Here is a 26,474-nt window from a genome sequence, read left to right on the forward strand (position 1 = left end):
CCCTTCTATCCAGATGTCATATACGGCGTTTTGGCAATTATATTATTACATGTTCCAAATAGTAAAAACTTCGAAAGTACTATTTTAGTAAACGGATGTCTACGCTAGGGATAGCAGTGGAAAGCCCACAGCTTTTTCGCCCTAGCGCATAAGCGAGGACTTGCAACGCATAGCCCCACCCTATTGGCTAACCCCAAAATATTTTTGTTAGGTACTAAAACAACATTTATATAAATTCATTTTTTTAGCTTATTTTTGAAACTTATAGAAAACACGACACTACAATGCTCAACCACCAAATTGATCCTAATAAATGGATTGATCTTTATTCAGATTACCTCTTTAACTACACCATTTCGCGTGTTAGTGACCGAGAAAAAGCTCAAGATTTGGTGCAAGACACGTTTTTGGCGGGTTTAAAATCTATGAAAAACTTTAAGGGAGAGGCTAGTGAACGTACTTGGCTAATTTCAATTTTAAAACGAAAAATTATAGATCACTACCGTAAAATTAACTCTAACAAAGGTAAAGCCGAAGTACGAATTAATTATAATGATAGTGAAAGTGAAGGCGATTGGCTAGAAGAACGTGTTGCAGATCCTTTTGATAAAACCGCAGAAGATTCGTTACAAAACAATGAATTAGGTGACGCCATACATAATTGTTTGAGTAAACTACCAACAAAACAATCTGAAGTTTTTAAAATGAAAACCATACTTGGTTACGAAACAGAAGTAATTTGTAATGAATTAAATATTTCGGCGTCTAATCTTTGGGTTATAATCCATAGAGCAAGAACTGCTTTGGCAGAATGTTTAAAAGAAAATTGGTTTTAATATGAGTAATATAAAATTTATGATTCCTTGCGAGGAAGCTAATCATGTTTGTGATAAAACGCAGTACAAGAATGCCAGTTTACGGGAAAAAATATTGCTAAGCTTGCATTTACTTTTTTGTAGAGCGTGTAGAAAATATTCATCTAATAACGCAAAACTTACTAAAACTATTAAAAAAGCTGAAGTGGAGTGCTTAGATAAAAAGTGTAAAGATGCCATGAAAGAAGATTTCAATAAGGCTTTAAAAGAAATTTCTAATTAAACACAAACATTAAAAACAGCCATAATATTGGCAAGCCTTCTACCCATAAAGAACTATAATATTTATTTTGTTCTATTTTACTAAGCCGTACAAATAAAGCTGTTGCCATAGCAATAATTAGTAGGGGAAAAATTATTTTTGAACTTGTCTCATTTTTTAGAAATTCTAAACCTAAAAAAGTCAATAAAAATAGAACTCCCAGTTTTTTAGTTTTTTTAACTCCTAGTTTCTGTGGTATTGTAGAGAGGTTAATGGCATCGAACTTTAAATCTCGTATCTCGAAAGGTAGCATTAATACAAGTACGTACAAAAATCGCTGTATAGCCAGTATAACCACATCTGTATTAATTGGATAATCAGTATTTATAATAGGTACAAAAACCGTTACACCTGCCCAAACAAAGGCTATTAAATAAACTTTAATACCACTTACACTTCTTAAATTACTTTTTTGTTTTGATAATACAGGAATAGCATACAAAATGGTTAACAAAGCAAAAATAAAAAGGAAAAGGTAAGTCCTAATTTCTAGTTTTAGTGCGTAATAACACATTAATATAAAGCAGATAAAAGATAAAACTTGAATCCATTTTAGCCAATTAGTTAACCGCCTATGATGAAATTTTGCTATCCCAAAATACTTTACAAAATTATAGCCCGTAATCGTAGCAAAAAACAAAAAAAGTAAAACGATTTTACTAGTAGGAATCTCAACGGTTAAAAATGTAATCCACGTTAATGAAACCACCCCAAGAGCTACGTGAACACTACTGTTAATATAAAAGTTTAAAAGTTGCTTTAAAAACTGCATAAAGCAAATGTAAGTAAAGTGTTGATAACGTTTGCGAATAGTTAAAAACTTTCCAAAACGCTCCATAAAACACATCTAATATTACGTATTTTTGCGAACTATATAAAAGATTTTGCTTCATGAATACAAACGCTTTCGCTTTGCGTCATATCGGTCCTAGGGAAGATGACCAAAAACAAATGTTAAACACTATTGGTTTAGATACATTAGAAGAATTAATTTACGAAACGATACCAGACGATATCCGATTAAAAAACGGATTGAATTTAGATGAGCCAATGACGGAACATGAATATTTATTACATATTCATGATTTATCTAAAAAAAATAAAGCATATAAAACATATATAGGTTTAGGTTACCACCCTACTATTCTACCTGCCGTAATTCAAAGAAACATTCTTGAAAACCCAGGTTGGTATACCGCATATACACCATACCAAGCAGAAATTGCACAGGGAAGGTTAGAAGCGTTATTAAATTTCCAAACTATGGTTATTGACCTAACAGGAATGGAAATTGCAAACGCCTCCTTACTAGATGAAAGTACAGCCGCTGCCGAGGCTATGAGTTTACTTTTTGCAGTTCGCGAACGCGATCAAAAAAAAGCCGGTATCAATAAGTTTTTTGTTTCCGAAAACATATTGCCACAAACATTATCCTTATTACAAACTAGAGCAAATCCTATTGGAATTGAGCTGGTAATTGGGAAAGAAGAAACTTTTAATTTCTCGCAAGAATTTTTCGGAGCTTTATTGCAATACCCAGGAAGAGACGGACAAATTACAGATATAAAATCATTTATAAGTCAGGCCGCTGATGCAAGAATTAAAGTAGCTGTAGCAGCCGATTTTTTAAGTTTAGTAAAATTAGAAGCTCCAGGTAAATTTGGAGCAGATGTTGTTATAGGTACCACACAACGCTTTGGAATTCCAATGGGATATGGTGGCCCTCACGCCGCTTATTTCGCAACCAAACAAGCTTATAAACGCGATTTACCAGGTCGTATTATTGGGGTTACTAAAGATGCCAATGGCAACCGTGCATTACGTATGGCTTTACAAACCAGAGAACAACATATAAAGCGAGATAAGGCAACATCCAACATTTGTACCGCTCAAGTCTTATTGGCTGTTATGGCAAGTATGTATGGGGTTTACCACGGCCCTAAAGGTTTAAAGTTTATTGCTAATAAAATTCATAATAAAACAGCAACTTTAGCAAGTGCTTTAGTTAAACTAGGCTACAAACAAATAAACACGTCTTACTTTGATACCCTTCAAATAAAAACGAAGGCTAAAAAAATAAAAAAGGTAGCCACTAAAAAGAAGGCTAATTTATTTTATCCAGATGCAAAAACCGTTACGATTTCAATTAACGAAACGACCTCAATTCGAGATATAAATTATTTGATTGCCATATTTGCCGAAGCTGCTAAAAAGGAAACGATTACAATTTCAAAAATAGAACAAGCCAATAACATTTCGGAAACAATTCAAAGACAATCTGACTTTTTAACGGATGCTGTTTTTAACACGCACCATTCCGAAACCGAGTTAATGCGTTATATAAAATCTTTAGAACGTAAAGATTTAGCACTAAACCACTCTATGATTTCATTAGGGTCGTGTACAATGAAACTTAATGCGGCTTCAGAAATGCTTCCATTAAGTTGGTTTAAATGGGGTAATATTCATCCTTTTGCGCCTTTAAAACAAGCTAAAGGCTATTTAACTATTTTAAAAGAACTTGAAGATCAATTAACAGAAATCACAGGTTTTGCTGCAACATCCCTACAACCAAACTCTGGTGCACAAGGTGAATTTGCAGGCTTAATGGTTATAAAAGCCTATCACGAATCGCGTAACGACCACCACAGAAATATTTGCTTAATACCGTCGTCGGCACATGGTACAAACCCAGCAAGTGCTGTTATGGCAGGTATGAAGGTTGTTGTAACAAAATCGACTGCCGAGGGTAATATTGATGTAGATGATTTACGTGAAAAAGCAGAGCTTCATAAGGATAATCTTTCTGCCTTAATGGTAACCTATCCATCTACACATGGTGTATACGAATCGGCTATTAAAGAAATCACTAAAATAATTCATGATAACGGCGGACAAGTTTACATGGATGGTGCAAATATGAATGCCCAAGTTGGTTTAACCAATCCAGGACATATTGGTGCGGATGTTTGTCACCTTAACTTACATAAAACCTTTGCTATTCCACATGGTGGTGGTGGTCCAGGTGTAGGCCCAATTTGTGTAGCCAAACAACTTGTACCTTTTTTACCTGGTAGTCCGTTGGTAAAAGTTGGAGGTAAACAGGCTATCACCGCTATTTCGGCAGCGCCTTTTGGTTCTGCACTAGCATGTTTAATATCCTATGGCTACATAAAAATGCTTGGCGCAAATGGCTTAACAGAATCTACAAAAATTGCTATTTTAAATGCCAATTATATTAAACAACGCCTACAAGGTAATTTTGATACTTTATATTCTGGTGAACGTGGTCGTGCAGCTCATGAAATGATCGTGGACTGTCGTCCTTTTAAAGCAAACGGTATTGAAGTTACAGATATCGCAAAACGTTTAATGGATTATGGTTTTCATGCACCAACAGTATCTTTTCCGGTAGCTGGAACCTTAATGATTGAACCTACAGAAAGTGAAAGTAAAGCAGAAATAGATCGATTTTGTGATGCTATGATTTCAATAAAAAAAGAAATAGACAGTGTAACCAAAAGCGATGCAAACAACGTATTAAAGAATGCTCCACATACTCTAAATATGATTACTGCAAACGATTGGAATTTCCCATATTCTCGTGAAGCAGCAGCCTTCCCATTAGACTATGTAAGAAACAATAAATTTTGGCCAAGTGTAAGACGTGTTGATGATGCTTATGGCGATAGAAACTTAATTTGTTCTTGTGCTCCAATTGAAGCTTACGCCGAAGCCTAAATTAACATGTTGAACATCGTAATTTTAAATAATATTGAATAGCTATTAACTGAAAATCGCATAATTTAGTATGCGCGCATAACACAATAGTAAATTTCTATTTTATGAATATTAAAATAACTGGCACAGGAAGCTATATTCCTTCCAAAATAGCAACCAATGAAACCTTTCATAATCACGAATTTTTAAATACCGATGGCACTTCTATTAAAGCACCAAATGAGGTAATTGTTAAAAAATTTAAAGCCATAACGGGAATAGATGAGCGCCGTTATGCTAAGAATCATTTAAACACATCAGACCTCGCATCTTTTGCTGCCGAAAAAGCCATTGAAAGTGCTAAAATTAATCGAGAAGAGTTAGATTACATTATAGTTGCTCATAATTATGGTGATGTTAGACATGATAGCATTCAAAGTGACACAGTACCGAGTATTGCTTCTAGAGTAAAGCATTTATTGCAAATAAAAAACCCTAAATGTGTAGCTTACGATTTGCTATTTGGCTGTCCAGGTTGGGTACAAGGTGTTATCCAAGCTCAAGCCTTTATTAAAGCAGGGATTGCGAATAAATGTTTGGTAATTGGCGCCGAAACCTTATCGCGTATTTTAGATCCGCATGATAGAGATTCCATGATTTATAGCGATGGAGCTGGAGCTGTAGTTATTGAGAACACCAACGATGAGGGTGGAATTATTACTCACGATTCGGCTACTTTTGCTTTGGACGAAGCGCATTATATTTTCTTCGGCGAAACCAATAATCAAAATTCTAATGATCAACGTCGTTATATAAAAATGTACGGTCGTAAAATTTACGAATTCGCATTAACAAACGTCCCAGTAGCCATGAAATCATGCTTAGATAAAAGTGGAATTGATATTACACAAGTAAAAAAAATATTGATTCACCAGGCTAATGAAAAAATGGACGAAGCCATAGTAAAGCGTTTTTACGAACTCTATAACATGGAAATGCCAAGAGGTATAATGCCTATGAGCATTGGTAAACTAGGGAATTCTAGCGTAGCAACAGTACCTACGCTTTACGATATAATTTTAAAAGGAAATTTGGAAAACCAAGAGATTAACAAAGGGGATGTTATCCTTTTTGCAAGTGTAGGAGCCGGAATGAATATTAATGCTATCGTTTATAAGCAGTAATGTTTTAATTGTTTATTTTGTAATTTCTGTTGAAGTTTATCACGGGTGAAAACGAAAGGCGGAAATGAAAAATAAAATAAATTTATGTACGAGAAAACTTTTCCTAATAAACGTTTTAAACACACTATTGAGTTTTTAGAAAAACATGTAAACAACACCCAAACTATTTTAGATTTGGGTGTTGTAAATCCGTTTTCTAAAATCATGCAAGAACATGGATTTTCGGTTGAAAATACCAAGGGTGAAGATTTAGATTTAGATACATCAACCATTGAAAATTCTGAAGCGGATGTGGTTACTGCATTCGAAATTTTCGAGCACCTACTCTCCCCTTTTACGGTTTTAAAATCTATACAATCAGACAAGTTAGTAGCTAGTATCCCGCTTAAACTATGGTTTTCTTCAGCCTACAGAAGCAAAACGGATATGTTAGATAGACATTATCATGAATTTGAAGATTGGCAGTTTGATTGGCTGTTAGAAAAAGCAGGGTGGAAAATTATTGATAGAAAAAAATGGACTAACCCAACTAAAAAAATTGGTATTCGTCCTATTTTAAGATGGTTTACACCTAGATACTATATAGTTTACGCCGAAAGAATTTAAATTTCCAATAGCCAAAAACTAAATTCCAAAAAACATTACTACTAGAAAAATTGCGATTTGGAATTTAAATATTGACATTTACCACATGGATTTTTATATAATCATTCCCGCTCACAACGAAGCTGATTCCATTGGTCTTACGCTTCATTCTTTGGTTAATCAAACTTTAAAACCAAAGCAAATTGTGGTTGTTAATGATAACTCCACTGATGCCACACAATCGGTTATAGATGGTTTTATTGAAAAGCATTCTTATATCTCAATGGTAAATAATAAATCGTCAAACCAACATTTACCAGGTTCCAAAATTATAAATGCATTTTACAAAGGCTACGAAACCCTAGATCATGCTTATGATATACTATGTAAATTTGATGCCGATTTAATTTTCCCAGAAAACTACCTCGAAAAATTAGCCTTTCATTTTAAAAGTAATCCTAAATTAGGAATGGCTTCAGGGTTTTGTTACATCGAAAAAAACAACCAATGGGTTTTAGAAAACCTAACTAGAAAAGACCATATTCGAGGAGCTTTAAAGGCTTACAGAAAGGATTGTTTTCTTGAAATAGGAAAACTTAAACGGTCAATGGGTTGGGATACCGTTGATGAGCTATTAGCTAAATATTACAGCTGGGCCATTTTAACTGATGATGCATTGCATGTAAAACATTTAAAGCCAACTGGCGTTAGTTATAATAAAGCATCGAAGTATTTACAAGGTGAAGCCATGTATAAAATGAGATATGGCTTTGTAATAACCTTTATTTCCGCTTTGAAATTGGCTTACAAAAAAGGAAGCTTTTTATTATTTAAAGATTATATGAAAGGATTTTTTAAAGCTAAAAACGAAAAAACAGCCTATTTAGTTAACAAGCAAGAAGGTGTATTTATTAGAAATTTACGATGGAAAGGCATGCTAAATAAATTCAAATAACAAATGAAAATTTTTGTTCTCATAATACTTTTTGCTATTGGTTTGTTCTTTTTAACCAAAATGAACCCCAAACCCAAGGTTATTAATATAAATAATACATCGGCTAATAAAAATTGTGTAGTTCCAAATGGCGCTAATAGTAATCAGCCGCATAGCTGTTCCTATATTAAAGGACGCGCTTATTATATGCTTGAACTTGCCAAGCTTCAAGAAAACCAAAAATAAGACTGCCTTTTACGATGGAATATCCTAGTTGAAACTCCACCCCTTATAACTATTTGAAGCTTCTAATTTATTTTCGATAGAATCTTCCAACTCAGGAAAAAAGTCTATTCCTGTTAAGGATTCAACCTCATCAACAGGTACTACAAAATCGTATAAAGGTTTTTTAGATGCCTCGTGTGGTATTAAAAACGCAATCATTTTAGTGGTTCCTGAATTGGTATCAATTAACACCTTGTAAAACTGATTTGGCACAGAAACATGCTCTGTCCCTATAGACTTCATACTACCTTTTAAAACACCCCCTGTAACTACAAAAACGCCATCGTATTTACTTGCCCAATACCGTACTTTTTGCTCTAAACTATTCCAAATTCCGGCATTAAATTGATGTTCTTGCGGACTAATATTACTCGTTAAAAAAGTTTCATCATGCGCCGCTTTAGTATAATGCCTATCTCCTGCAGGACAAAGGTGTCCGCGATCGTAACCAGAGTTTTTATAATTTCTCCAACTTGCAGCTCCTGTGTTAACGGCCATATCAATTTCAAAATAAGGTCGTTTATGATTGGTGTTCGAAAGGTGTGATTTTTTTAACTCGTAGGCTACCCATTCAGCTTGTTCATGTTTCTCATAATAAGATAATGAGTACCCATTATGATGCACTATTTGTCCTGTTGTCGAAGTTGGTAAAAAATACTCGTTAGTATCACTTTTAGCTGTTTGACCTTCTATAATTATTTCGGCTTTTTCTTCTTCACCTAAAAAATACTCATAGCCATAAACCGCTATTACAATAACCAAAACAACTAGGTAAGATAAGGTGCGTTTATTCATTAATCTAAAACAAATTCTAATGGTTGTCCAATTGCAAAGTTTGGGAAGCTAGTTCCTAAAAGCGCAGACATTGTTGGAGCTATATCTGTAATTTCTGTTTTTGTAAAGGTTGCCCCTTTCTTTATACCTTTTCCAAAAAACAATAATGGCACATGTGTATCATAATTTAAACCACTACCATGTGTAGAGCCTTTTCTACCATAAGAAATATAAGCAGGATCGTTTAACAACAAGACATCTCCAGATCTTTTTTGATTAAACCCTTTTTGCATAAGCGATTCAATACCCTCAACAAAATTTACAGACCCCATGCTTGTTGCTGTATAGGCTTTATATATATTTTTGTAAGTCATTTGCTCGTTTACTATAGCTTCTTGAACATCCTTTAAATCTAAATTTAAGGCTTTAATTTTTTCTCTATTTAAGAAAATTTGATCGTTGCTTATATTCTCTAAAACCTCTGTTGTACCATATGTTTCTTTTAAAAACGCATTAAACTGTTTTTTACGTGCGTCGTTATTGACATATCCAGCAGGAATTTTTACCGATTGTAAATAAGAAGGCACATCTATTGCGGCGTGATCTGCTGTTAAAAAAACAGTGTACTCTCCTTTGCCTACCTCTTTATCTAATGCCTTGAATAATCGTTGTAAATCCTTATCTAAACGAATATAAGTGTCCTCAACTTCTTTTGAGTTTACACCAAATTTATGCCCAACATAATCTGTACTTGAAAAGCTAACAGTTAAAACATCGGTAATATTATCTTCTCCTAGAGCTTCACCGCTTATAGCAGCAATAGCAAAATCAGCAACAATACTATTTCCGTAAGGTGTGCCTTTTATAATATCGAAATTTCCATTTTTATCCTTTAAAACATTCAAATCATATGGAAACGTTGCTGTTTCTTTTCCTTTAAAAGTACCCTCAAAATCATTTAAATCGGCACCACTTTCAGTATAAGTAGAAATATCATATAGGGTGTTCCAAGGTTTTAAATACGATTCGGCAATATTAGAGTCATTAAAGTTTTCAACCCAATCAGGTAAACTATTCATATAAAAAGAGCTACTAATAAAGTGCCCTTCATTACTTCCATTAAACCAATACGCTGCATTGGCAGTATGACCAGCAGGCAAAATAGCCCCTCTATCTTTTATGGAAATACCAATAGTTTTACCTCGCATTTGTGTAAATAATCTGTTTTCATCAGCAAAAGTTGTAGTTTTCATCCGGTGTGGAGACATTTTACCTGCCTTACTATCTGTGCCTATAGGTTGTACATTTTCATCACCTGCACAGTACACCATTTTTTTAATTTCCCGATCATAAAAATTATTACCTATAATACCATGATATTTTGGTGTTGTACCCGTGTAAATCGATGCATGCCCTGGTGCTGTGTACGTTGGCACATAATTATAATGATTATTTTTACAATTAAACCCTTCTTCCATCATGCGTTTAAACCCACCGTCGCCATATTTATTATAAAACCGAGTTAGGTAATCGTAACGCATCTGGTCTACAACAATACCGACAACCAATTTAGGATTATTGTTTTGCGCTACCGCAGGTAAGCTCATCGCAAAGACTAAAAAAAGGGATAAAATATATTTCATTCTAAAATTAAATTTGTGAACCCAAAAATACACATAATTAATCCATCATTATTTTAAATTAAAGTTAAATACCCCTAACTTTTTTTTTACTTTAGCAATTACAAATTTGTATATGACTTATCTGCATAACATAGGTGCTTACTTTTTAATGATAGTAGAAATGTTTCGTAAACCCACCAAATGGACGGTTATGAAACAATTAATACTTAAAGATATAGACGATTTAATAATTGGTTCTTTGGGTATTGTTGCGTTTATTTCCTTTTTTGTTGGAGGTGTTGTAACCATTCAGACTGCATTAAATATTGACAGCCCATTAATACCAAAATACCTTGTTGGTTTTGCAACCAGACAATCTATTATATTAGAATTTGCGCCAACATTTATGTCTATAATTATGGCTGGAAAAGTAGGTTCTTTTATAACCTCTAGCATAGGAACTATGCGTGTTACCGAGCAAATTGACGCCTTAGAAGTGATGGGTATTAACTCACTTAACTATTTGGTTTTCCCTAAATTTATTGCCTTACTTCTATATCCTTTTATTATATCAATAGCTATGTTTTTAGGTATTTTGGGAGGTATGGCGGCATGTGTTTATGGGGGATTTAGTTCTTTAGAAGATTACAATGTAGGTATTCAAACCGATTTTGAAACCTTCCATGTTATTTACGCTTTTATAAAAACTATTGTATTTGCATTTATTTTAGCAACCATTCCATCATTTCATGGTTATTATATGAAAGGCGGTGCTTTAGAAGTTGGTAAAGCAAGTACAACATCTTTTGTATGGACAAGTGTTGTTATTATTATTTTAAACTATTTCCTAACCCAAATGCTATTAAGCTAATGATAGAAGTTACTAATTTACATAAGTCGTTTGGAGATGTTAAAGTTTTAAAAGGTATTAGCACAACTTTTGAAAAAGGTAAAACAAATTTAATTATTGGGCAAAGTGGTTCTGGTAAAACCGTGTTTTTAAAATGCTTATTAGGATTATTTGACTATGAAGAAGGATCAATAGCGTATGATGGTAAGATATTCGCAAAACTAACAGAAGATGAAAAGCGAAATATACGTGCAGAAATAGGCATGGTTTTTCAAGGTAGTGCATTATTCGATTCTATGACTATTGCACAAAATGTCATGTTTCCACTTAAAATGTTTACTAAACAAAGTAAAAGCGAAATGGAAGACCGCGTTAATTTTGTTTTAAAACGTGTTAATCTTGATAACGCTCATAATAAAATGCCTAGTGAAGCTTCTGGGGGAATGCAAAAACGTGTAGCTATTGCACGTGCGATTGTGAACAACCCTAAGTATTTATTTTGTGATGAGCCTAACTCGGGTTTAGATCCAAAAACGGCTATAGTGATTGATAATCTTATTCAGGAAATTACAGACGAATATCAAATTACTACGGTAATAAATTCGCATGATATGAACTCGGTTATGGAAATTGGAGAAAAAATTATTTTCTTAAGAAATGGGTTAAAAGCATGGGAAGGATCGAATAAAACTATTTTTAAAACAGATAATGAGGTTGTTACCGATTTTGTTTATTCTTCAAACCTATTTAAAAAAGTACGTAAAATGTACATTGAAGAAAATGAATAAAACCTTAAGTAATAATTCCATTTCTTAAAAGAGACTTTATGAATTAAAAAATTATCTGGTCTAGGTTTATTTTAAAATTAAAATATTAGGAGTCTTTAATTGTGAGCTTATCCAAGTTTTTAATTCTTCCTCTTTTTTAACTTGAACACTATCTGCTATACTTGTATTCCATTTTAAGCGTACTACTGAAACCGTATCTATATTTATAAAATCTTTAGATTCTAACATTTTAGAGTACCCAAAATATTCTAAATCTTCAAATCTTACTTTAGCCTCACGAGACAAACTAGAAAACGGAATATCACTCGATATAGTTCTTGATTCTAACTGTTTATTTAAATTGGTAATATTAATCTGCAATCCTTCTATTTGATTTTGAAGACCGTTAATTATTAAATCTTTTTGATCTAAGTCTTTTATTGCTCGATCATAGGCCTCAGAAATCTTATCAATACTTCTGTTTTTATTACCTTTTATATCTAAACTAAAATCTTTTATTTTATCGTAACTTTTAATTTCATTTTTCAAATCTGCAATGGTAGCATCGGGAATTTCACCATTAAAATACAGACTAATTGTTTTGTCTTCCCAATTTGGTATACCTTTTTGCAGCCATAACTCATGGTTAGATTTAACCTCCGTTTCCATAAAATTATTATAATCACTTTCTAAACCAGATTGCGTAATAAAATTCACAAAGGTCCAAATAGCAGGTGCCATAACTAAAATAGCTATTAAAGAAGCCAATTGAGCAATTCTTTTTCTTTTTTTAGAATTAGCGTACCTTAACATTGGGAACCTTAATATTTTCAGTACTAAAAACGTTGCTAATGCAATAAAAATAGTATTTATAGTAAATAAATACATGGCTCCAATAAAGTAGTCCCAATTGTGAGCTAAACCGTAACCTGCGGTACATAATGGTGGCATTAAGGCTGTAGCAATAGCGACACCAAAAATTACCGAAGCAATAGTTCCTTTTTTAGTTCGTGCAATTATTAATGCGGCACCACCAAAAAAGGCAATTAATACATCGCGAACATCGGGTTGGGTACGCCCAAAAAGCTCGGTCGTCATAATATCCGCTGTAGGAAAAAACTTAAAAAAAAGAAAAGCCGTCATTAAACTTAAAACAATCATTGTTACTAAGTTTATAAGCGATTTTTTAAGCGTATCAATGTCGTTAATGGCAATAGACAAGCCTATCCCTAAAATAGGCCCCATTAAAGGCGAAATTAACATGGCTCCAATTACTACTGCAGTAGAGTTTGCGTTTAATCCTATAGAAGCAACAAATATCGAACAAATTAAAATCCAAGCCGTAGCGCCTTTAAATGGAATATCGCCTTTTATAGCTTGAATAGTAGCATCTCTATCGGTTTCGTCTCTAAAATCTAAAAGCTCAGTTAAAAATTTTGAGATGCTTGTAAAAAGTCCTTGAGCGTCTTTTTTTACATTCTCTTTAGACTTTTCAACGTTATGTTCCTTGTTCAAAGCTTCTGCCTTCTCCTCTTCTTCAGAGAAATTAAACTTACTCTCTTCGCTCATAATTAACCATATTGCTCTCCAAACTTATCTTTAACTTGTTGGAGTGTTTTCTTTATGTCCTGTTCTTTAGACTTAGGAAAGATAAGCAAAACTTCCTCTTTATCAACAACAATATAATCTTGTAAGCCATCAATAACCACAATTTTATCCTCTTTTGTTCTTATCATATTGCCTGATGCATCTTCGGCTAAAGTTCTAGCGTTTACAACAGCGTTATTTGACTCATCCTTATCTAACTTATCATATAAGCTTCCCCAGGTCCCTAAATCGTTCCAATCAAATTCGGCTGCAATAACAAAAACATTAGTTGATTTTTCCATAAGAGCATAATCGACCGAAATGTTTTCTGCTTTAGGATAATTATCACGAATAAAGTCCTCTTCTAAATCCGTATTGAAAACCGCTATTCCATTTTCAAATAACTCAAATAATTCTGGCTGATTACTTTTAAAGGCTTTAACTACACTCTTTGCGCTCCACATAAAAATACCTGCGTTCCATAAAAAATTACCTTGAGAAATAAATTCTTTGGCCGTTTCATAATCTGGTTTTTCTCTAAATTGATTAACAGATTTTATCGCTTTCGTGGAAGACTTATCAAACTCAATATAACCGTAACCCGTGTTAGGAAAGGTCGGCTGTATTCCTAAAGTCATTAAAGCATCATTCTCTGTACAATAATCGAAGGCCTGTTGTACATTACTTGCAAATGTTTTTTCGTCTTCAATCCAATGATCACTTGGTGCCACAATCATAACTGCGTCTGGATTTTCTTTCTGAATTTTTAATGAAGCATATAAAATACAAGGTGCTGTATTACGCATTGCAGGTTCTAAAACGACTTGACGTTGCTCAACTTCAGGCAATTGCTCTAAAACCAAATCGTTATAGCGCTCGTTGGTTAAAATAAAAATATTTTCCTTAGGAATTAAGTTTGCCAAACGATGGAAGGTTTTCTGGATAAGCGTATCTCCTGTTCCAAGCATATCATGGAACTGCTTAGGAAAATCCTGTGTGCTTATTGGCCAAAATCTTGATCCCACTCCTCCGGCCATTAATATGGCGTAATAGTTTTTATTCATAATTTTATTTTATTAATTCTACTTCTGCATTTGGATTAAAAAGGTATAATCGACCTGTTTTAATTTCGATGCATTCATAACGTTTAACACGTTTTTTACCCTTTCTAAAAACCTTACCATTATACAGTTTAAAACTGACACCCAAAGGTAATTCAAAAATAAAGGTTTTATTACTGGGTTCGTCATATCGCTTTAAAGCTAAGGCCAATGACGCATCTGTATCGCTCGATGCTTTAGGATTTTTAAAATGTTTTGCCAAAAGCGGCAACAACGAATCCGGAAATATTTCTGGATTTAAAAATGGCAGCATTAAATGTTGGAATGTACGTTTCCACTCCAAACCATGCGGCTTTATAAATTTACCATAAGCTTTATAGGCCTCCAAATGGGCTATTTCATGGATAAGTGTTATTAAAAAACGATAATTATTTAAATTTGAATTTATTGTTATTTGATGTTTCCCATCTGGAAATTCCCTATAATCCCCATGCCTTGTCTTGCGCTCATTCTTAACTTGAACCAACAAATCGTCCTGTTCTAAAAGCTTTAAAACTGACGAAACGGCATTTGCAGGAATATATTTTTGGAGCTCATTTTGCATTACAGCTAAAATAAAGGAATTCTTTAAAAGATACACTTGGCAAGCTAGACTTTTACAGAAAAAGTCAAATTTTAGTAATTAAGAGCACTTAAAGCTTTTACAATTATAGAAACCATAATATATGCACCATAAAGTTGACGAATATCTAGAAAATTAAAGAGCGTTTCACTTATAAAACTAGTTATAACATTTTTAAAAGCTTATCCATACTACTGAATGTCTTTGTAGCTTCATTATTTAGCTCACTGTTATAATCGTGCTCTGTATATCCAAAAACATCAAAACCACCAGCTTTTGCCGCTCTAACTCCCGATAAACTATCTTCAACCACCAAGCAGTCTTCAGGTTCATATCCCATAGTTTCCGCTGCCCAAAGAAACACATCGGGCTCCGGTTTCCATTTTTGAATGGCGTAGCAACTAAAAATATGTGCCTCAAAAAAAGGAAGTAAACCCGTAAGGTCTAAGTTTAAACGAATTTTATTTTCTGGCCCGCTAGATGCCACGCAAAATGGTAGATTTATATTTTTAAGAACGTTACTTATACCTTTTATAGGTTGAATATTTTTTCGGAATGATTCAAACGTATTTATGCGATAATCTTGTTCAAAATGAATTGGCATTGGTTTCTTAATCCGTTTAGAAATATAATTAGAGCAGTATTGAAAAGATTTCCCTTTTAAAGCAACCATTGACCTTTCAAAATCCATGTTAGCACCTAAATAATTAGCCATTTCAACTAAAACACCAATTGCAATGGGTTCGCTATCAATTAAAACCCCGTCGCAGTCAAAAATTACGCATTTGTATTTACTCATGAATTAAGGCGTAGAATTAGAAACCTGTAACAGTTTACCATTATAATACTTGTTTCCGGTTAGTGAAAAATCAAAAATATATTCTGCCATTTCTAAAGCTGAAGTAGGAGCTTGATACCCAGGAAAAGCCTCTTCCAACATTTCGGTTTGGACAGCACCTAATGCTAAAACATTAAATGTTATTCCAGATTCTTTATACTCTTCTGCCAGTAACTCGGTTAAAGTAATTACCGCAGCTTTACTAGAACTATAGGCCGCTAATCCTGGGAATTTCACACTGCCTTGTACACCGCCCATAGAGCTAATGGTAACAACATGACTACTATTGGCCATAAACGGAATTACTTTTCTTGTTATTTCTGCTACGCCAAAAACATTGGTTTTATAGACAGCCTCAAACTCGACCATAGTAATTTCTGAAAACGGTTTATTTAGTAAAGCACCAGCGTTATTTATTAAAACATCTACATGTTTCCATTCTTTGGTTATAAATTCCTCAACGCGACCATAGGCACTAGCATCATTCAAATTGAACGAAAATGCGGTTACATTTTCTAAATCTAAATTTTGAACCGGCTTCTCGTTCCGCGAAAGCGCTAAAACTTTATGTCCTGCTTTTGCAAATAGTTTTACCAACTCAAAACCAATACCACGGCTTGTTCCTGTTATAATTATATGTTTACTCATTATTCATTTTTATTACTTTGGATGGAGCGTTTATCATACCTTCTAAAGCCGGAACCATTTTATTAATAAAACTTGTCATGTGATTAAAATCCAATTTATCGGCTTCATCATCTACATGATGGTAGTATTCAAAATTAGTAAAATCGAAGGTAGAAATAGCATGTGCAGGCACTTTAAACGCGTTATAAAATGGGTAATTATCCGAGCGTTGGAATAAATTAAATTCTTTAGCTTTTGGAAAGAAACCTATAATTTCCCCTCCGGCATAAACATTTAGTTGCTTAGCCAAGTTAGATTTTCCGTACCCAGACAAATAGGCCATAATTTCAGTTTTTGCCCTTGGGACACCAATCATTTCAAAATTAATCATGGTATATAAATCTATATTTTCTTTTTTAAGGCGCTCCGCTAAATGTTCTGACCCCTTAAGTCCCATTTCCTCCGCTGCATACAAAGTGAATAAAACACTACGTTTATTACTTTTGGTTTTAGAAAAATGTTTTGCCCATTCTAAAACAGCCACGGTTCCGGAAGCATCATCGTTAGCACCATTAGCAATAACATCGCCATTTACCTCCTTTGCTGTTCCAATATGATCGTAATGCGCTCCTAGAATTACAAATTCATTTTTAAGTTTTGGGTCATTACCTTCCAAAAAACCAACCACGTTATAACCTATTATTTTTTCAACATTAAAACTATCGCGATAGGTTTCAAAATAAGGTTTAATCTGATTTGCTTTGAATTGATTTTCAATAAAAACTGCTGCTTTCTCAATGCCTTTAGACCCTGTATTTCTTCCTTCCAGTTCATCTGAAGCTAAATATTCTAAGCTCGATTTTATAGTTTCTAAAAGAATAGGATTTGAAGCCACACTCCTGGAGCTTGAAACCGATTTACTCACAGATTCCTCTGAAGTTTCAGCTATTTGTTTAATAGCATCCGCATTGGTTGCAATAATATTTTTTTGTCCGCCGCAACTTAAAATAAGCCCTAGAACTAAAAAACTAAATACTTTTTTCATTGGTGTTTTTATTAAAATTTAAAGATAAAAAAAACCTGTATCAAACTAATGATACAGGTTCTTATATTATAAATTAAAAACTTTATATCTATGCTATCATAGTTACTGGGTTTTCAATAAACGTTTTTAATGTTTGTAAAAATTGTGCACCCACAGCTCCATCTACTGTTCTGTGATCGCATGCCAATGTAAGCATCATAGTGTTACCAACTACTATTTGACCATCTTTAACTACTGGTTTTTGTACAATAGCTCCTACAGATAAAATTGCAGAATTTGGCTGGTTAATTATTGATGTAAAACTCTGAATACCAAACATCCCTAAGTTAGAAACCGTAAATGTACTTCCAGACATTTCATCTGGCTTAATTTTTTTGTTTCTAGCTTTACCTGCTAAATCTCTTACTGAAGAACCAATTTGTGTTAAACTTAAAGCATTAGTATGCTTAATTACTGGTACAACCAAACCATCATCTACAGCTACTGCCACACCAACATGAATATGACTATGTATTTTAGTTACATTATCACTCCAAGTTGTGTTTACTTGTGGGTGTTTTAATAAAGCCATAGCACAAGCTTTTACAACCATATCATTAAATGACACTTTTGTATCTGGAATGGCATTAATTATTTTACGAGAAGCCATAGCATTATCCATATCGACCTCTATATTTAAGTAGAAATGCGGTGCTGTAAACTTAGATGACCCTAAAGCTTTCGCAATAGCCTTACGCATAGAAGAATTTTTAACTTCTTCTGTTTTTTCTTCTCCTGCTACAGCAAAACTTGTAACAGCAGCAGAACTAGCTGGTGCTGCAGCTGCAGGTTCGTAATTTTCGATATCGCGTTTAACGATACGTCCATTTTCTCCTGAACCTTGAACTTTAGTTAAGTTAATACCTTTATCTTCCGCTAATTTCTTAGCTAATGGAGACACAAACACACGACCATGTTCTGTTACCGGTGTTGGTGCAGGAGCACTTGCTTTTTTAGGAGCCGATGCTGTTGCAGGCGCTGCTTTTGGAGCTTCCTTTTTAGCTTCAGCTTTTGGAGCTTCTTTTGCAGAAGCTGCCGATGCTGAAAAACTAGAAGCCACACCAGAAACATCTGTTCCAGCAGGACCTATTATTGCTAATAAAGCATCTACTTTTGCAGATTCTCCCTCTTGTAATCCTATTTCTAATAAAGTACCTGATTGGAAAGATTCAAATTCCATGGTTGCTTTATCTGTTTCAATTTCAGCTAAAATATCACCTTCTTCAACTGTATCTCCCACTTTCTTTAACCATGTTGCCACAGTTCCTTCTTCCATAGTATCACTTAAACGTGGCATAGTTACGACTATAACACCTTCAGGTAATGCGGCACTTACAGCAGGAGCCGCAGCTGTTTCAGCTGGAACTTCTTCAGTAGATTCAGCTTCCACTGTTTCTTCTTTTGCTTCCGCGGAAGCGTTACCACCACCATTTAAAAGGCCTGAGATATCTTCACCTTCATCACCAATTATAGCTAAAAGCTCATCTACTTTAGTAGTTTCACCTTCTTGAACACCAATATGAAGTAGTGTACCTTCGTTAAAAGATTCGAATTCCATGGTCGCTTTATCGGTTTCGATTTCAGCTAAAATATCACCTTCTTCTATCTTATCTCCTACTTTTTTTAACCAAGTAGCAACGGTACCTTCTTCCATGGTATCGCTTAAACGGGGCATATTTACAACTATTGCCATATCTTATATTTTGTGTTGAATGAATGGATAATCTTCTTGCTCGTAAACCATATCGTATAGTTGTTGCTTTTCAGGAAATGGAGATTCTTCTGCGAATTTCTCACATTCTGCAACACGTGATTTTACGCGCTTATCAATTTCTTTAATATCGTCTTCTGAAGCATATTTCTTTTTAAGAATAACATCCTTAACTTGCGTAATAGGATCTATTTTCTTGTACTCCTCAACTTCATCTTTCGTTCTGTAATGCTGTGCATCAGACATAGAGTGTCCTCTATAACGGTATGTTTTTAACTCTAAAAATGTTGGTCCGCCACCTTTACGTGCTCTTGTAATAGCTTCATCGAAAGCCTCGGCAACTTTGATAGGATTCATTCCATCTACAGGTCCACAAGGCATATCATACCCTAAACCTAATTTCCATATCTCTGAATGATTAGCAGTTCTTTCTACTGAAGTCCCCATAGCATATCCATTGTTTTCACAAACAAAAACTACTGGTAAATTCCATAGCATAGCTAAGTTAAACGTTTCGTGTAGTGAACCTTGACGCGCAGCACCGTCACCAAAGCAACAAATTGTTACTCCATCAACACCGTGATATTTATCACCAAAAGCAATACCAGCACCCAAAGGAATTTGACCTCCAACAATACCATGACCACCATAAAATCTAAATTCTTTAGAGAAAATATGCATAGAACCTCCCATACCTTGAGATGTCCCTGTTACTTTTCCAAATAATTCTGCCATAACACGTTTAGGATCAACTCCCATACCTATTGGTTGTACGTGGTTACGGTAAGCGGTAATCATTTTATCTTTTGTCAAGTCCATAGCGTGTAAAGCACCAGCTAAAACAGCTTCTTGACCATTATACAAATGAAGAAATCCTCTTACTTTTTGTTGAATGTAAACTGCGGCAAGTTTATCTTCAAACTTTCTCCAGAATAACATCTCTTCGTACCATTTTAGGTAAACCTCTTTTGTGATTTTTTTCATTGAATACTTTTTGAGTACTATTATTATAATTAGCGGAACACAAAAGTAACACTTTGTGCCGTATTGCAAAAACACAATATGACTAAAATACAAAAAAAATGAAAAAATAGGATTGTAAGCTAATTTAGTTTTACTAATTATTATAATTTCTTAATAAAAACTAAAATATCCGTATTTTAAATGGGTTACAGTACTGATTTATCAAACATTAAAGGCAGTAAATTTGCGAGTGAGTTTGATTTGGCGATAGCCCCTGTTTCTCCCATAAAATAGATCTCTATAGGAGCTTCTTGTTTTATTTCATATTCTGCTATAGCTTGCCTACATGCACCACATGGTGGAATAGGCCTTGTAGTTTTATTAGTTTTAGATCCTGCCGTTATTGCCATTCGAACTATTTTTGCTTCTGGAAATTGCGAACCTGCATAATAAATAGCCGTACGTTCCGCACATAAACCTGAAGGATATGAAGCATTTTCTTGATTATTACCCAACACGACCTCGTTATTATCTAAAAGTATGGCGGCACCTACATTAAAATTGGAATATGGCGCATACGCTTTTTCTCTTGCCAGAACTGCCTTTTCCATAAGCGATGACACCTCTTTTGGAAGTTCTGATAGGTTATCAAAAACGTATACTGTAGATTCTATTTTTATTTCCTTCATAATCAAATGTAATTAAGATGCCCTTTAGAAACAAAAAACTATTGCCATTAAGCAATAGTTTTTAAAATTTAATTTTGTTTTGTAGACTATTAGTACTCCATATATTCTCCAGCACCAAAATTAAAGGTTAAAGAGAAACGTAATGTGTTTTCTAATGGACTTTGTACTTTTGAAGCGGAGAACAAGTAAGATAAATCAATATTTACAACGTTTGCTTTAAATCCTGCACCTAAAGCTAAAAATTTTCTAGCTCCTTTTTCTTCACTTTCATTAAAATAACCTGTTCTAAATGCAAACGAATCTTGGTATACATACTCTGCTCCTAAAGCCCATGTAAACTCTTTTAACTCTTCGCTGAATCCACCAGGTGCATCACCAAAAGATTGAAACATTCCTGATAAAAAGTTCACATCTTGAGATTTCCCTTTATAAATAACATTCTCTGTTTCGCTTATTAAATTATCTTCATCTTCTTCAAACGTACCATTATCATTAAGATCTTCAAAAACTATTTCAGTTCCTAAATGAGGTGGCGTAGGCACTAATAATTTAGCAATTTCCGCAGTTACTGAAATTTTATTATAATCATCGAAAATAAAATCGAAGCCAGTTCCTAAACGTAAATTTGTAGGCTGAAAATTTTCTTCTCCGCCTTCATCATATTTGAATTTTGGCCCAATATTCTGAATAGCAAAACCTGCTCTCCAACGTCCGTTAAAATCCGAATAAGCTTCCTCTTCACTTTGATAATATCCAGAAAGATCAACTCCAAATGTACTTGCGGGTGTAATATCTCCGCCTACGCCTTGAATTCTTAAATCTGAACGTAAATAACGCATAAGTACCGACATGGAAAACTGATCGGATAGACGCAATGCATATGATGCATCTAAAGAAAATTCATTTGGTTTTTGCTCTCTTGGCGTATCATCTGGTCCGTCAACAAACTCTATTGATCCCAAAGAGAAATATCTTAAACTCGCTGCAAAGGCACTACGATCATCAAGACGATTAAAGTAAGTAAAATTCCCTAAAAATATGTCGTTAACCAATTTACTTAAGTACGGCGTATAACTAACACCTACTCCTGATTTAGCTTCTGAAAACGCGTATTTTGATGAATTCCATTGTTGTGAAAAAGCATCAACAGAGGTTGCAACCCCCATATCTCCCATACCCGCGGCACGAGCATCTGATGCTATTAGTAGAAATGGAATTCCTGTTGTAATCACACTACTTGAATTTTCATACGGTACAACAACGGTTGTTTCTTGTGAATACCCTTTAAAAATAAAAGCAAAGGCTATTAATAGCAATAATCTATTCTTCATGAAATCTTTTTTAATTAAGCAAATATAATTTTTTTTATAATATGACAAGTTTTTCAATTTTTTCAACCGTTTTGTTCAATAAACTAGAATGTACTTTTAGTTTATAAATATAAACACCTTTACCTATTTTATCTCCAAAATCATCTCTTCCATCCCAAACTATATCTCGAGATAACGAACTTGTTGTTTTCACTCCTCCAGAAGTTTGCCCGTTAATAGTTCTAATAATTTTTCCCGTAACGGTGAATATCTGTATAGAAACGTCTAAAGGTTCCGAACTATTGTGATTAAACCAAAATTCTGTATAATTTACAAACGGATTTGGGTAATTAAGGACTTTATCTATAATTAAACCTTCATCCTTATCGAAAACCATAAACTGAATTTCGGAAATAGAAGAGTTATTATAAACATCCCAAGCTTTTACTGTTAGGGTATGCAAACCAGGTTCTAAATCTTTAAAAGGAAAACTTACAGTACCTTTAGTATAATCATCAACTTCGGTTTGATAATAGTCGTTTAATATTACGGGATTTGTTTCATCGCCATCTAAAACACCAACAATATCATGGCCAATACCACTAGCTGTATTGATTCCATTAGCATCTTCTAATTTTGCCAGTAAAGTAGGCGATTCGTTTGTAATCCCTCCAGTAACAAAATTTTCATCATTCATGTACAAGGTTACTATTGGTCCGGTATTATCTTCTGGAGCATTTTCGTTTAAGCCACCAATTCTAATAGTATTAATACTTGCTCCTGTTTGATCTTCGGTTAAAGCTTCATTTTTTGCATAAAAACTCACTTTACCATAACCCACAGGTATACCTATATCCTTAGGCACAACAAAATCGAATTCAAACACGCCATTGGTAACCGATGCTTGTCCTCTAAAAATAATTTCCCCAAGTGTAATAAAATCCATTATTATCACGCCATTGCTATCAGAAATACCATCATTACCTAGGGTTTTCCTATTCACTTCTTTATCATAAATAGTAGTAGATAATGTACCATTGTAGGTACTTAATAAATTTCCTGATATATCGGTAACCTCTCCTGCTAACTTCACATAACTTAACCCTTTAAGTGTATCAGTAGCTGTTGCAATAGGTGTGTCGTTAATTTTGGTAAGCCTAATATTTGGTTTCGGGAATGCTAATTTCATAGCAGGATCACCAATAAAAAACACTAAACTTTTTTGACTATTACCCGTAATTACAGGGTCGTTCTTTGCCAACCTTAATGCCTCGGCCATAGGCGGATATTCATAATCTTCGTAAATATCGCTATCATTATAAGAATATAGATACTGACCTAGCTCTCTATTAAAAGTAATACCAAAATTCACAAACACCTGGCGCGTAGTAGTGATTAAACCAACAGCTCCAGTTTCCTCATTCCAAAAAGTAAACTCACCAGCAGTTTCCCTTAAAGGGTTATCAAACCTTGTAAACTCGCACGTTACAGTTACAAAACAATTTAATTTACAGACATTACGAAGATCTGTTATATCGTTTTTCAAGAAAATACGCTCTTCTGCTAAACCATCCTCACCCCCATGACCAAAATAATTTACCACTAAAGCCCCATTATCCATGGCGCTAACTATTTCGGAGGTAACAACAGGATATCGATCTCCTCCTGCCGATGATTCTTGTTTAAAAGCATCTGTATGAATTTTAATAACATTAACAAATGGTTTTTTTTGAGAAACTAAATCACCAATTTCATCTGTTGTTTCTTGTAAAGTCCCGTTTAGCTTAGAATCATTATCATCAGATACCACAACGAAATTATTTCGCCAGCTCCCGTAAGCCTCCTTAATATAATAGGACTCAACTTTGTTTACCATTTCTACCGCGCGTTGTGGCGTATCGGCTAAAATTCTACCAATCGCAATATCCAATTTATCGTTAGAGCTCATAGTGCCTTCATTTTCATCCATCATTCCATAAAAATCATCAGACACAAACGATGTTGCTAAACTAAAACTATTGTACGAATACCAAGAAGGTACAATATTGGTATTATTGGAGATCCTATCCTTATAATCATATGAACCATCACCAAACAAGCATAAATATTTTACCCTGTTTTCCGGTGTACTTGCGTTATCGTATACATATTTAACCATATTCCTGATAGCGCCAATATCTTGATTTCCAGAACTAAACTCATTATAAATTTCATTTAGCCCTACCACTTTGACATTTAACCCGTATTGATTCCTATTAATTTGAGCTAAACGCTCTGCTTGACTATACATATTATTAGGGGTTACAATAATATAATCTATATCCTGAAAAACACCTTGACTATTTTGAAAAATAGTCCCTTTTATATTCTGATTAGCAATAGTTGTCTGCGTATCGGTTTTTGCCTCAAAATAATTTGAAGAAGGCACCGCAACATAAGATTTTAAAGTCCCTAAAGTTGAAGTAAAACTAAATATCGCATCGCCATTTAGGTTGCTATGGTTTGATACATTATAAATATCGCTTACATCCCAAACCTCAGAAAGTTTTGATGCATTTGTAATATTATATTGTCCTATTCCTGAAACAGATGATACCTCATTATTTTTAAACAGAAATTGATTGCCATTAAAATTTAATGCACATTTACCTTCAACCGAGATATAATCTAAATAGCCCACCACACTCGGGTTACCAAAATTATTAAAATCTAATCCTACCTTAATAATAGACGAATCTACATTCAAACTACCGGAATAAGTTGCCCCATTAGCTAAAGTTGGTGTTGTAACACCCGTAATTCCTAACGTACTTACAGCAGTACCATTAACACTCACCTTCATTTCACTAGAACTACTAGAAGATGTAGCGACAAGCACTTTTAAACTAATAGGTTCCGAAGTTATTAGACCTGAAAAATCGAACTCGAATTCCTTACTGGTTTCAATATCAAATTTATCACCAAACCAACGTCTGCCCAATGATACTAGATTATAGTCATCTACTTCATGAAATTGATAATCATCATACGACTCAATAACCATATCCACATTTCCGGTTGGCTGATTAAAAGGTTGTATACGTTTACCATTACCAGAACTCACATTAATATAATAGTAAGTTTTATCTGTGTAACAATTAATATGACTCTTTTCGCTGAAATACTCATAGCCGGTTGGTCCTTGCCCATAGAATAAAATATAATCACTATCATGAAAAACGCCATCATCCTCACCTACAAATTTTATAGCGTTTTCAGGGACATCAAAAGGATAATCTACCGAATTCGCATAAGGAATCATTTCTCCACCATGTCCAAATAATTTTATAGTTTTAGGGTCCACACTATTAACGTTAACACCTATACTTTTTAAAAAACTTTTAGATAACTTAAATACTCCAGTTGTATCGATATAAAATCGATGCCATTCACCAGAACTTAAAACAGAATTAGAAATAACTTTTGAACTATTAGATTTTCCAAAAGAGTTTCTATTTAAACTATTTCCCGTCTTATAATTTAATTGAAACGAAATAACCTTTCTAAAATTTCCGTTTTCATCCTTTATTATTGGAGATAATTGAAAACCAATATATTTTCTATCCCTAGCTGAAGAATTTTTTAAACTAAAATTTAAGGCATTAGGAATTTTGGCTACATCTAAATCTATTAATTCTGTTTTTGAAATTGAGGCATAAATAACATTATTAACAGTTACCGAAGTTTCGTTTATTGCCACATTGGTTTCCCATTGATGATTAAACAAAAGGCCTTTATCCAAATCATAATTAAAGTACTCGGCATTAAACGCAGGCACTTCCATGGTAAAATCTGCTATAGTTAGAATTTGGGTACCGCCCCAAGTAATACTATATTTTTTTTGCTGTGCACATACCACTGTTGAAATCATCAACAGTAAAAATAAAATAGTTTTTTTCATTGCTAAAATAACGTCGTTAGGCAATTGTTATTATCAATAAAAAATAACAATTTTAAAAACTCGCTCAAAAATACAATAATAAATTAGTAAATCGTGCGTTAATAAAACACAAAACGGGGTTTAATCTGTATTAAATCATCGGTATAATACACAAAAAACAGGACGAAATACGTGGTTTTTTGGT

Annotated in this window: 23 protein-coding genes; 9 read left to right on the top strand and 14 right to left on the bottom strand. The window is 33.8% G+C overall.

The window, feature by feature from the left end:
- Window positions 1-284 precede the first annotated feature (284 nt).
- Together ABJM36_RS10155 and ABJM36_RS10160 are read left to right on the top strand one after the other, a co-directional pair.
- Window positions 285-836 (top strand): sigma-70 family RNA polymerase sigma factor, encoded by a 552-nt coding sequence (locus tag ABJM36_RS10155; RefSeq protein ID WP_348451334.1) that lies wholly within the window; start codon window positions 285-287, stop codon window positions 834-836.
- Window position 837: 1 nt separating this feature from the next.
- Complete coding sequence (locus tag ABJM36_RS10160; protein WP_348451335.1) at window positions 838-1,098, top strand: hypothetical protein; 261 nt, start codon at window positions 838-840, stop codon at window positions 1,096-1,098.
- On the opposite strand, the gene ABJM36_RS10165 is transcribed toward ABJM36_RS10160, so the two are convergent.
- A complete protein-coding gene (locus tag ABJM36_RS10165) occupies window positions 1,091-1,909 on the bottom strand; it encodes a hypothetical protein (RefSeq protein WP_348451336.1) in 819 nt (272 codons plus the stop codon). The genes ABJM36_RS10160 and ABJM36_RS10165 overlap by 8 nt on opposite strands.
- A 119-nt stretch (window positions 1,910-2,028) precedes the next feature.
- Here ABJM36_RS10165 and gcvP point away from each other — a divergent pair, with 119 nt between their 5' ends.
- From gcvP to ABJM36_RS10190, 5 genes are all read left to right on the top strand, one after another.
- Window positions 2,029-4,878, top strand: a complete 2,850-nt coding sequence (gcvP, locus tag ABJM36_RS10170) for an aminomethyl-transferring glycine dehydrogenase (RefSeq protein ID WP_348451337.1) — start codon at window positions 2,029-2,031, stop codon at window positions 4,876-4,878.
- A 104-nt stretch (window positions 4,879-4,982) separates the two neighbouring features.
- Window positions 4,983-6,041, top strand: a complete 1,059-nt coding sequence (locus tag ABJM36_RS10175) for a ketoacyl-ACP synthase III (RefSeq protein ID WP_348451338.1) — start codon at window positions 4,983-4,985, stop codon at window positions 6,039-6,041.
- Between the two features lie 84 nt (window positions 6,042-6,125).
- The gene (locus ABJM36_RS10180; RefSeq protein WP_348451339.1) at window positions 6,126-6,647 is read left to right on the top strand and encodes a methyltransferase; all 522 of its coding nucleotides are present in this window, start codon (window positions 6,126-6,128) and stop codon (window positions 6,645-6,647) included.
- Window positions 6,648-6,732: 85 nt separating this feature from the next.
- A complete protein-coding gene (locus tag ABJM36_RS10185) occupies window positions 6,733-7,581 on the top strand; it encodes a glycosyltransferase family 2 protein (RefSeq protein ID WP_348451340.1) in 849 nt (282 codons plus the stop codon).
- A gap of 3 nt (window positions 7,582-7,584) precedes the next feature.
- Window positions 7,585-7,806: a hypothetical protein gene (locus ABJM36_RS10190; RefSeq protein WP_348451341.1), complete on the top strand. Its 222-nt coding sequence runs from the start codon at window positions 7,585-7,587 to the stop codon at window positions 7,804-7,806.
- Window positions 7,807-7,830: 24 nt separating this feature from the next.
- On the opposite strand, the gene ABJM36_RS10195 is transcribed toward ABJM36_RS10190, so the two are convergent.
- The gene (locus ABJM36_RS10195; protein WP_348451342.1) at window positions 7,831-8,640 is read right to left on the bottom strand and encodes a DNA/RNA non-specific endonuclease; all 810 of its coding nucleotides are present in this window, start codon (window positions 8,638-8,640) and stop codon (window positions 7,831-7,833) included.
- Complete coding sequence (gene pafA / locus ABJM36_RS10200) at window positions 8,640-10,262, bottom strand: alkaline phosphatase PafA (protein ID WP_348451343.1); 1,623 nt, start codon at window positions 10,260-10,262, stop codon at window positions 8,640-8,642. Before pafA ends, ABJM36_RS10195 begins: the two co-directional genes overlap by 1 nt.
- Before the next feature lie 112 nt (window positions 10,263-10,374).
- On the opposite strand from pafA, the gene ABJM36_RS10205 reads away from it, so the two are divergent.
- Together ABJM36_RS10205 and ABJM36_RS10210 are read left to right on the top strand one after the other, a co-directional pair.
- Entirely contained in the window at window positions 10,375-11,112 is a 738-nt protein-coding gene (locus tag ABJM36_RS10205; RefSeq protein WP_348451344.1) for an ABC transporter permease, read from the top strand.
- Complete coding sequence (locus ABJM36_RS10210) at window positions 11,112-11,879, top strand: ATP-binding cassette domain-containing protein (protein WP_348451345.1); 768 nt, start codon at window positions 11,112-11,114, stop codon at window positions 11,877-11,879. The genes ABJM36_RS10205 and ABJM36_RS10210 overlap by 1 nt, the downstream gene beginning before the upstream one ends.
- Before the next feature lie 66 nt (window positions 11,880-11,945).
- On the opposite strand, the gene ABJM36_RS10215 is transcribed toward ABJM36_RS10210, so the two are convergent.
- From ABJM36_RS10215 to porU, 11 genes are all read right to left on the bottom strand, one after another.
- Window positions 11,946-13,427, bottom strand: coding sequence for a DUF389 domain-containing protein (locus ABJM36_RS10215; protein WP_348451346.1), 1,482 nt, complete (start codon window positions 13,425-13,427; stop codon window positions 11,946-11,948).
- 2 nt (window positions 13,428-13,429) lie between these two features.
- Window positions 13,430-14,509: a mannose-1-phosphate guanylyltransferase gene (locus tag ABJM36_RS10220; RefSeq protein ID WP_348451347.1), complete on the bottom strand. Its 1,080-nt coding sequence runs from the start codon at window positions 14,507-14,509 to the stop codon at window positions 13,430-13,432.
- Between the two features lie 4 nt (window positions 14,510-14,513).
- Window positions 14,514-15,110 carry a SprT-like domain-containing protein gene (locus tag ABJM36_RS10225; protein ID WP_348451348.1) on the bottom strand — a complete coding sequence of 199 codons (597 nt, stop codon included), beginning with the start codon at window positions 15,108-15,110 and terminating at the stop codon, window positions 14,514-14,516.
- Between the two features lie 181 nt (window positions 15,111-15,291).
- Window positions 15,292-15,927 carry an HAD family hydrolase gene (locus ABJM36_RS10230; protein WP_348451349.1) on the bottom strand — a complete coding sequence of 212 codons (636 nt, stop codon included), beginning with the start codon at window positions 15,925-15,927 and terminating at the stop codon, window positions 15,292-15,294.
- Window positions 15,928-15,930: 3 nt separating this feature from the next.
- A complete protein-coding gene (locus ABJM36_RS10235) occupies window positions 15,931-16,614 on the bottom strand; it encodes an SDR family oxidoreductase (RefSeq protein ID WP_348451350.1) in 684 nt (227 codons plus the stop codon).
- Entirely contained in the window at window positions 16,607-17,638 is a 1,032-nt protein-coding gene (locus ABJM36_RS10240) for a M20/M25/M40 family metallo-hydrolase (RefSeq protein WP_348451351.1), read from the bottom strand. Before ABJM36_RS10240 ends, ABJM36_RS10235 begins: the two co-directional genes overlap by 8 nt.
- 88 nt (window positions 17,639-17,726) lie before the next feature.
- Window positions 17,727-19,370, bottom strand: coding sequence for a 2-oxo acid dehydrogenase subunit E2 (locus tag ABJM36_RS10245; RefSeq protein WP_348451352.1), 1,644 nt, complete (start codon window positions 19,368-19,370; stop codon window positions 17,727-17,729).
- A 3-nt stretch (window positions 19,371-19,373) separates the two neighbouring features.
- The gene (gene pdhA, locus ABJM36_RS10250) at window positions 19,374-20,372 is read right to left on the bottom strand and encodes a pyruvate dehydrogenase (acetyl-transferring) E1 component subunit alpha (protein WP_348451353.1); all 999 of its coding nucleotides are present in this window, start codon (window positions 20,370-20,372) and stop codon (window positions 19,374-19,376) included.
- Window positions 20,373-20,557: 185 nt separating this feature from the next.
- Window positions 20,558-21,040: a cytidine deaminase gene (gene cdd, locus ABJM36_RS10255; RefSeq protein WP_348451354.1), complete on the bottom strand. Its 483-nt coding sequence runs from the start codon at window positions 21,038-21,040 to the stop codon at window positions 20,558-20,560.
- Between the two features lie 89 nt (window positions 21,041-21,129).
- On the bottom strand, window positions 21,130-22,371 hold the full coding sequence (porV, locus tag ABJM36_RS10260) for a type IX secretion system outer membrane channel protein PorV (protein WP_348451355.1): 1,242 nt from the start codon (window positions 22,369-22,371) through the stop codon (window positions 21,130-21,132).
- A 34-nt stretch (window positions 22,372-22,405) separates the two neighbouring features.
- On the bottom strand, window positions 22,406-26,290 hold the full coding sequence (gene porU, locus ABJM36_RS10265; protein WP_348451356.1) for a type IX secretion system sortase PorU: 3,885 nt from the start codon (window positions 26,288-26,290) through the stop codon (window positions 22,406-22,408).
- Window positions 26,291-26,474 lie beyond the last annotated feature (184 nt).

The sequence above is a fragment of the Algibacter sp. genome (assembly GCF_039977455.1).
In the GTDB taxonomy this organism is placed as follows: domain Bacteria; phylum Bacteroidota; class Bacteroidia; order Flavobacteriales; family Flavobacteriaceae; genus Algibacter_B.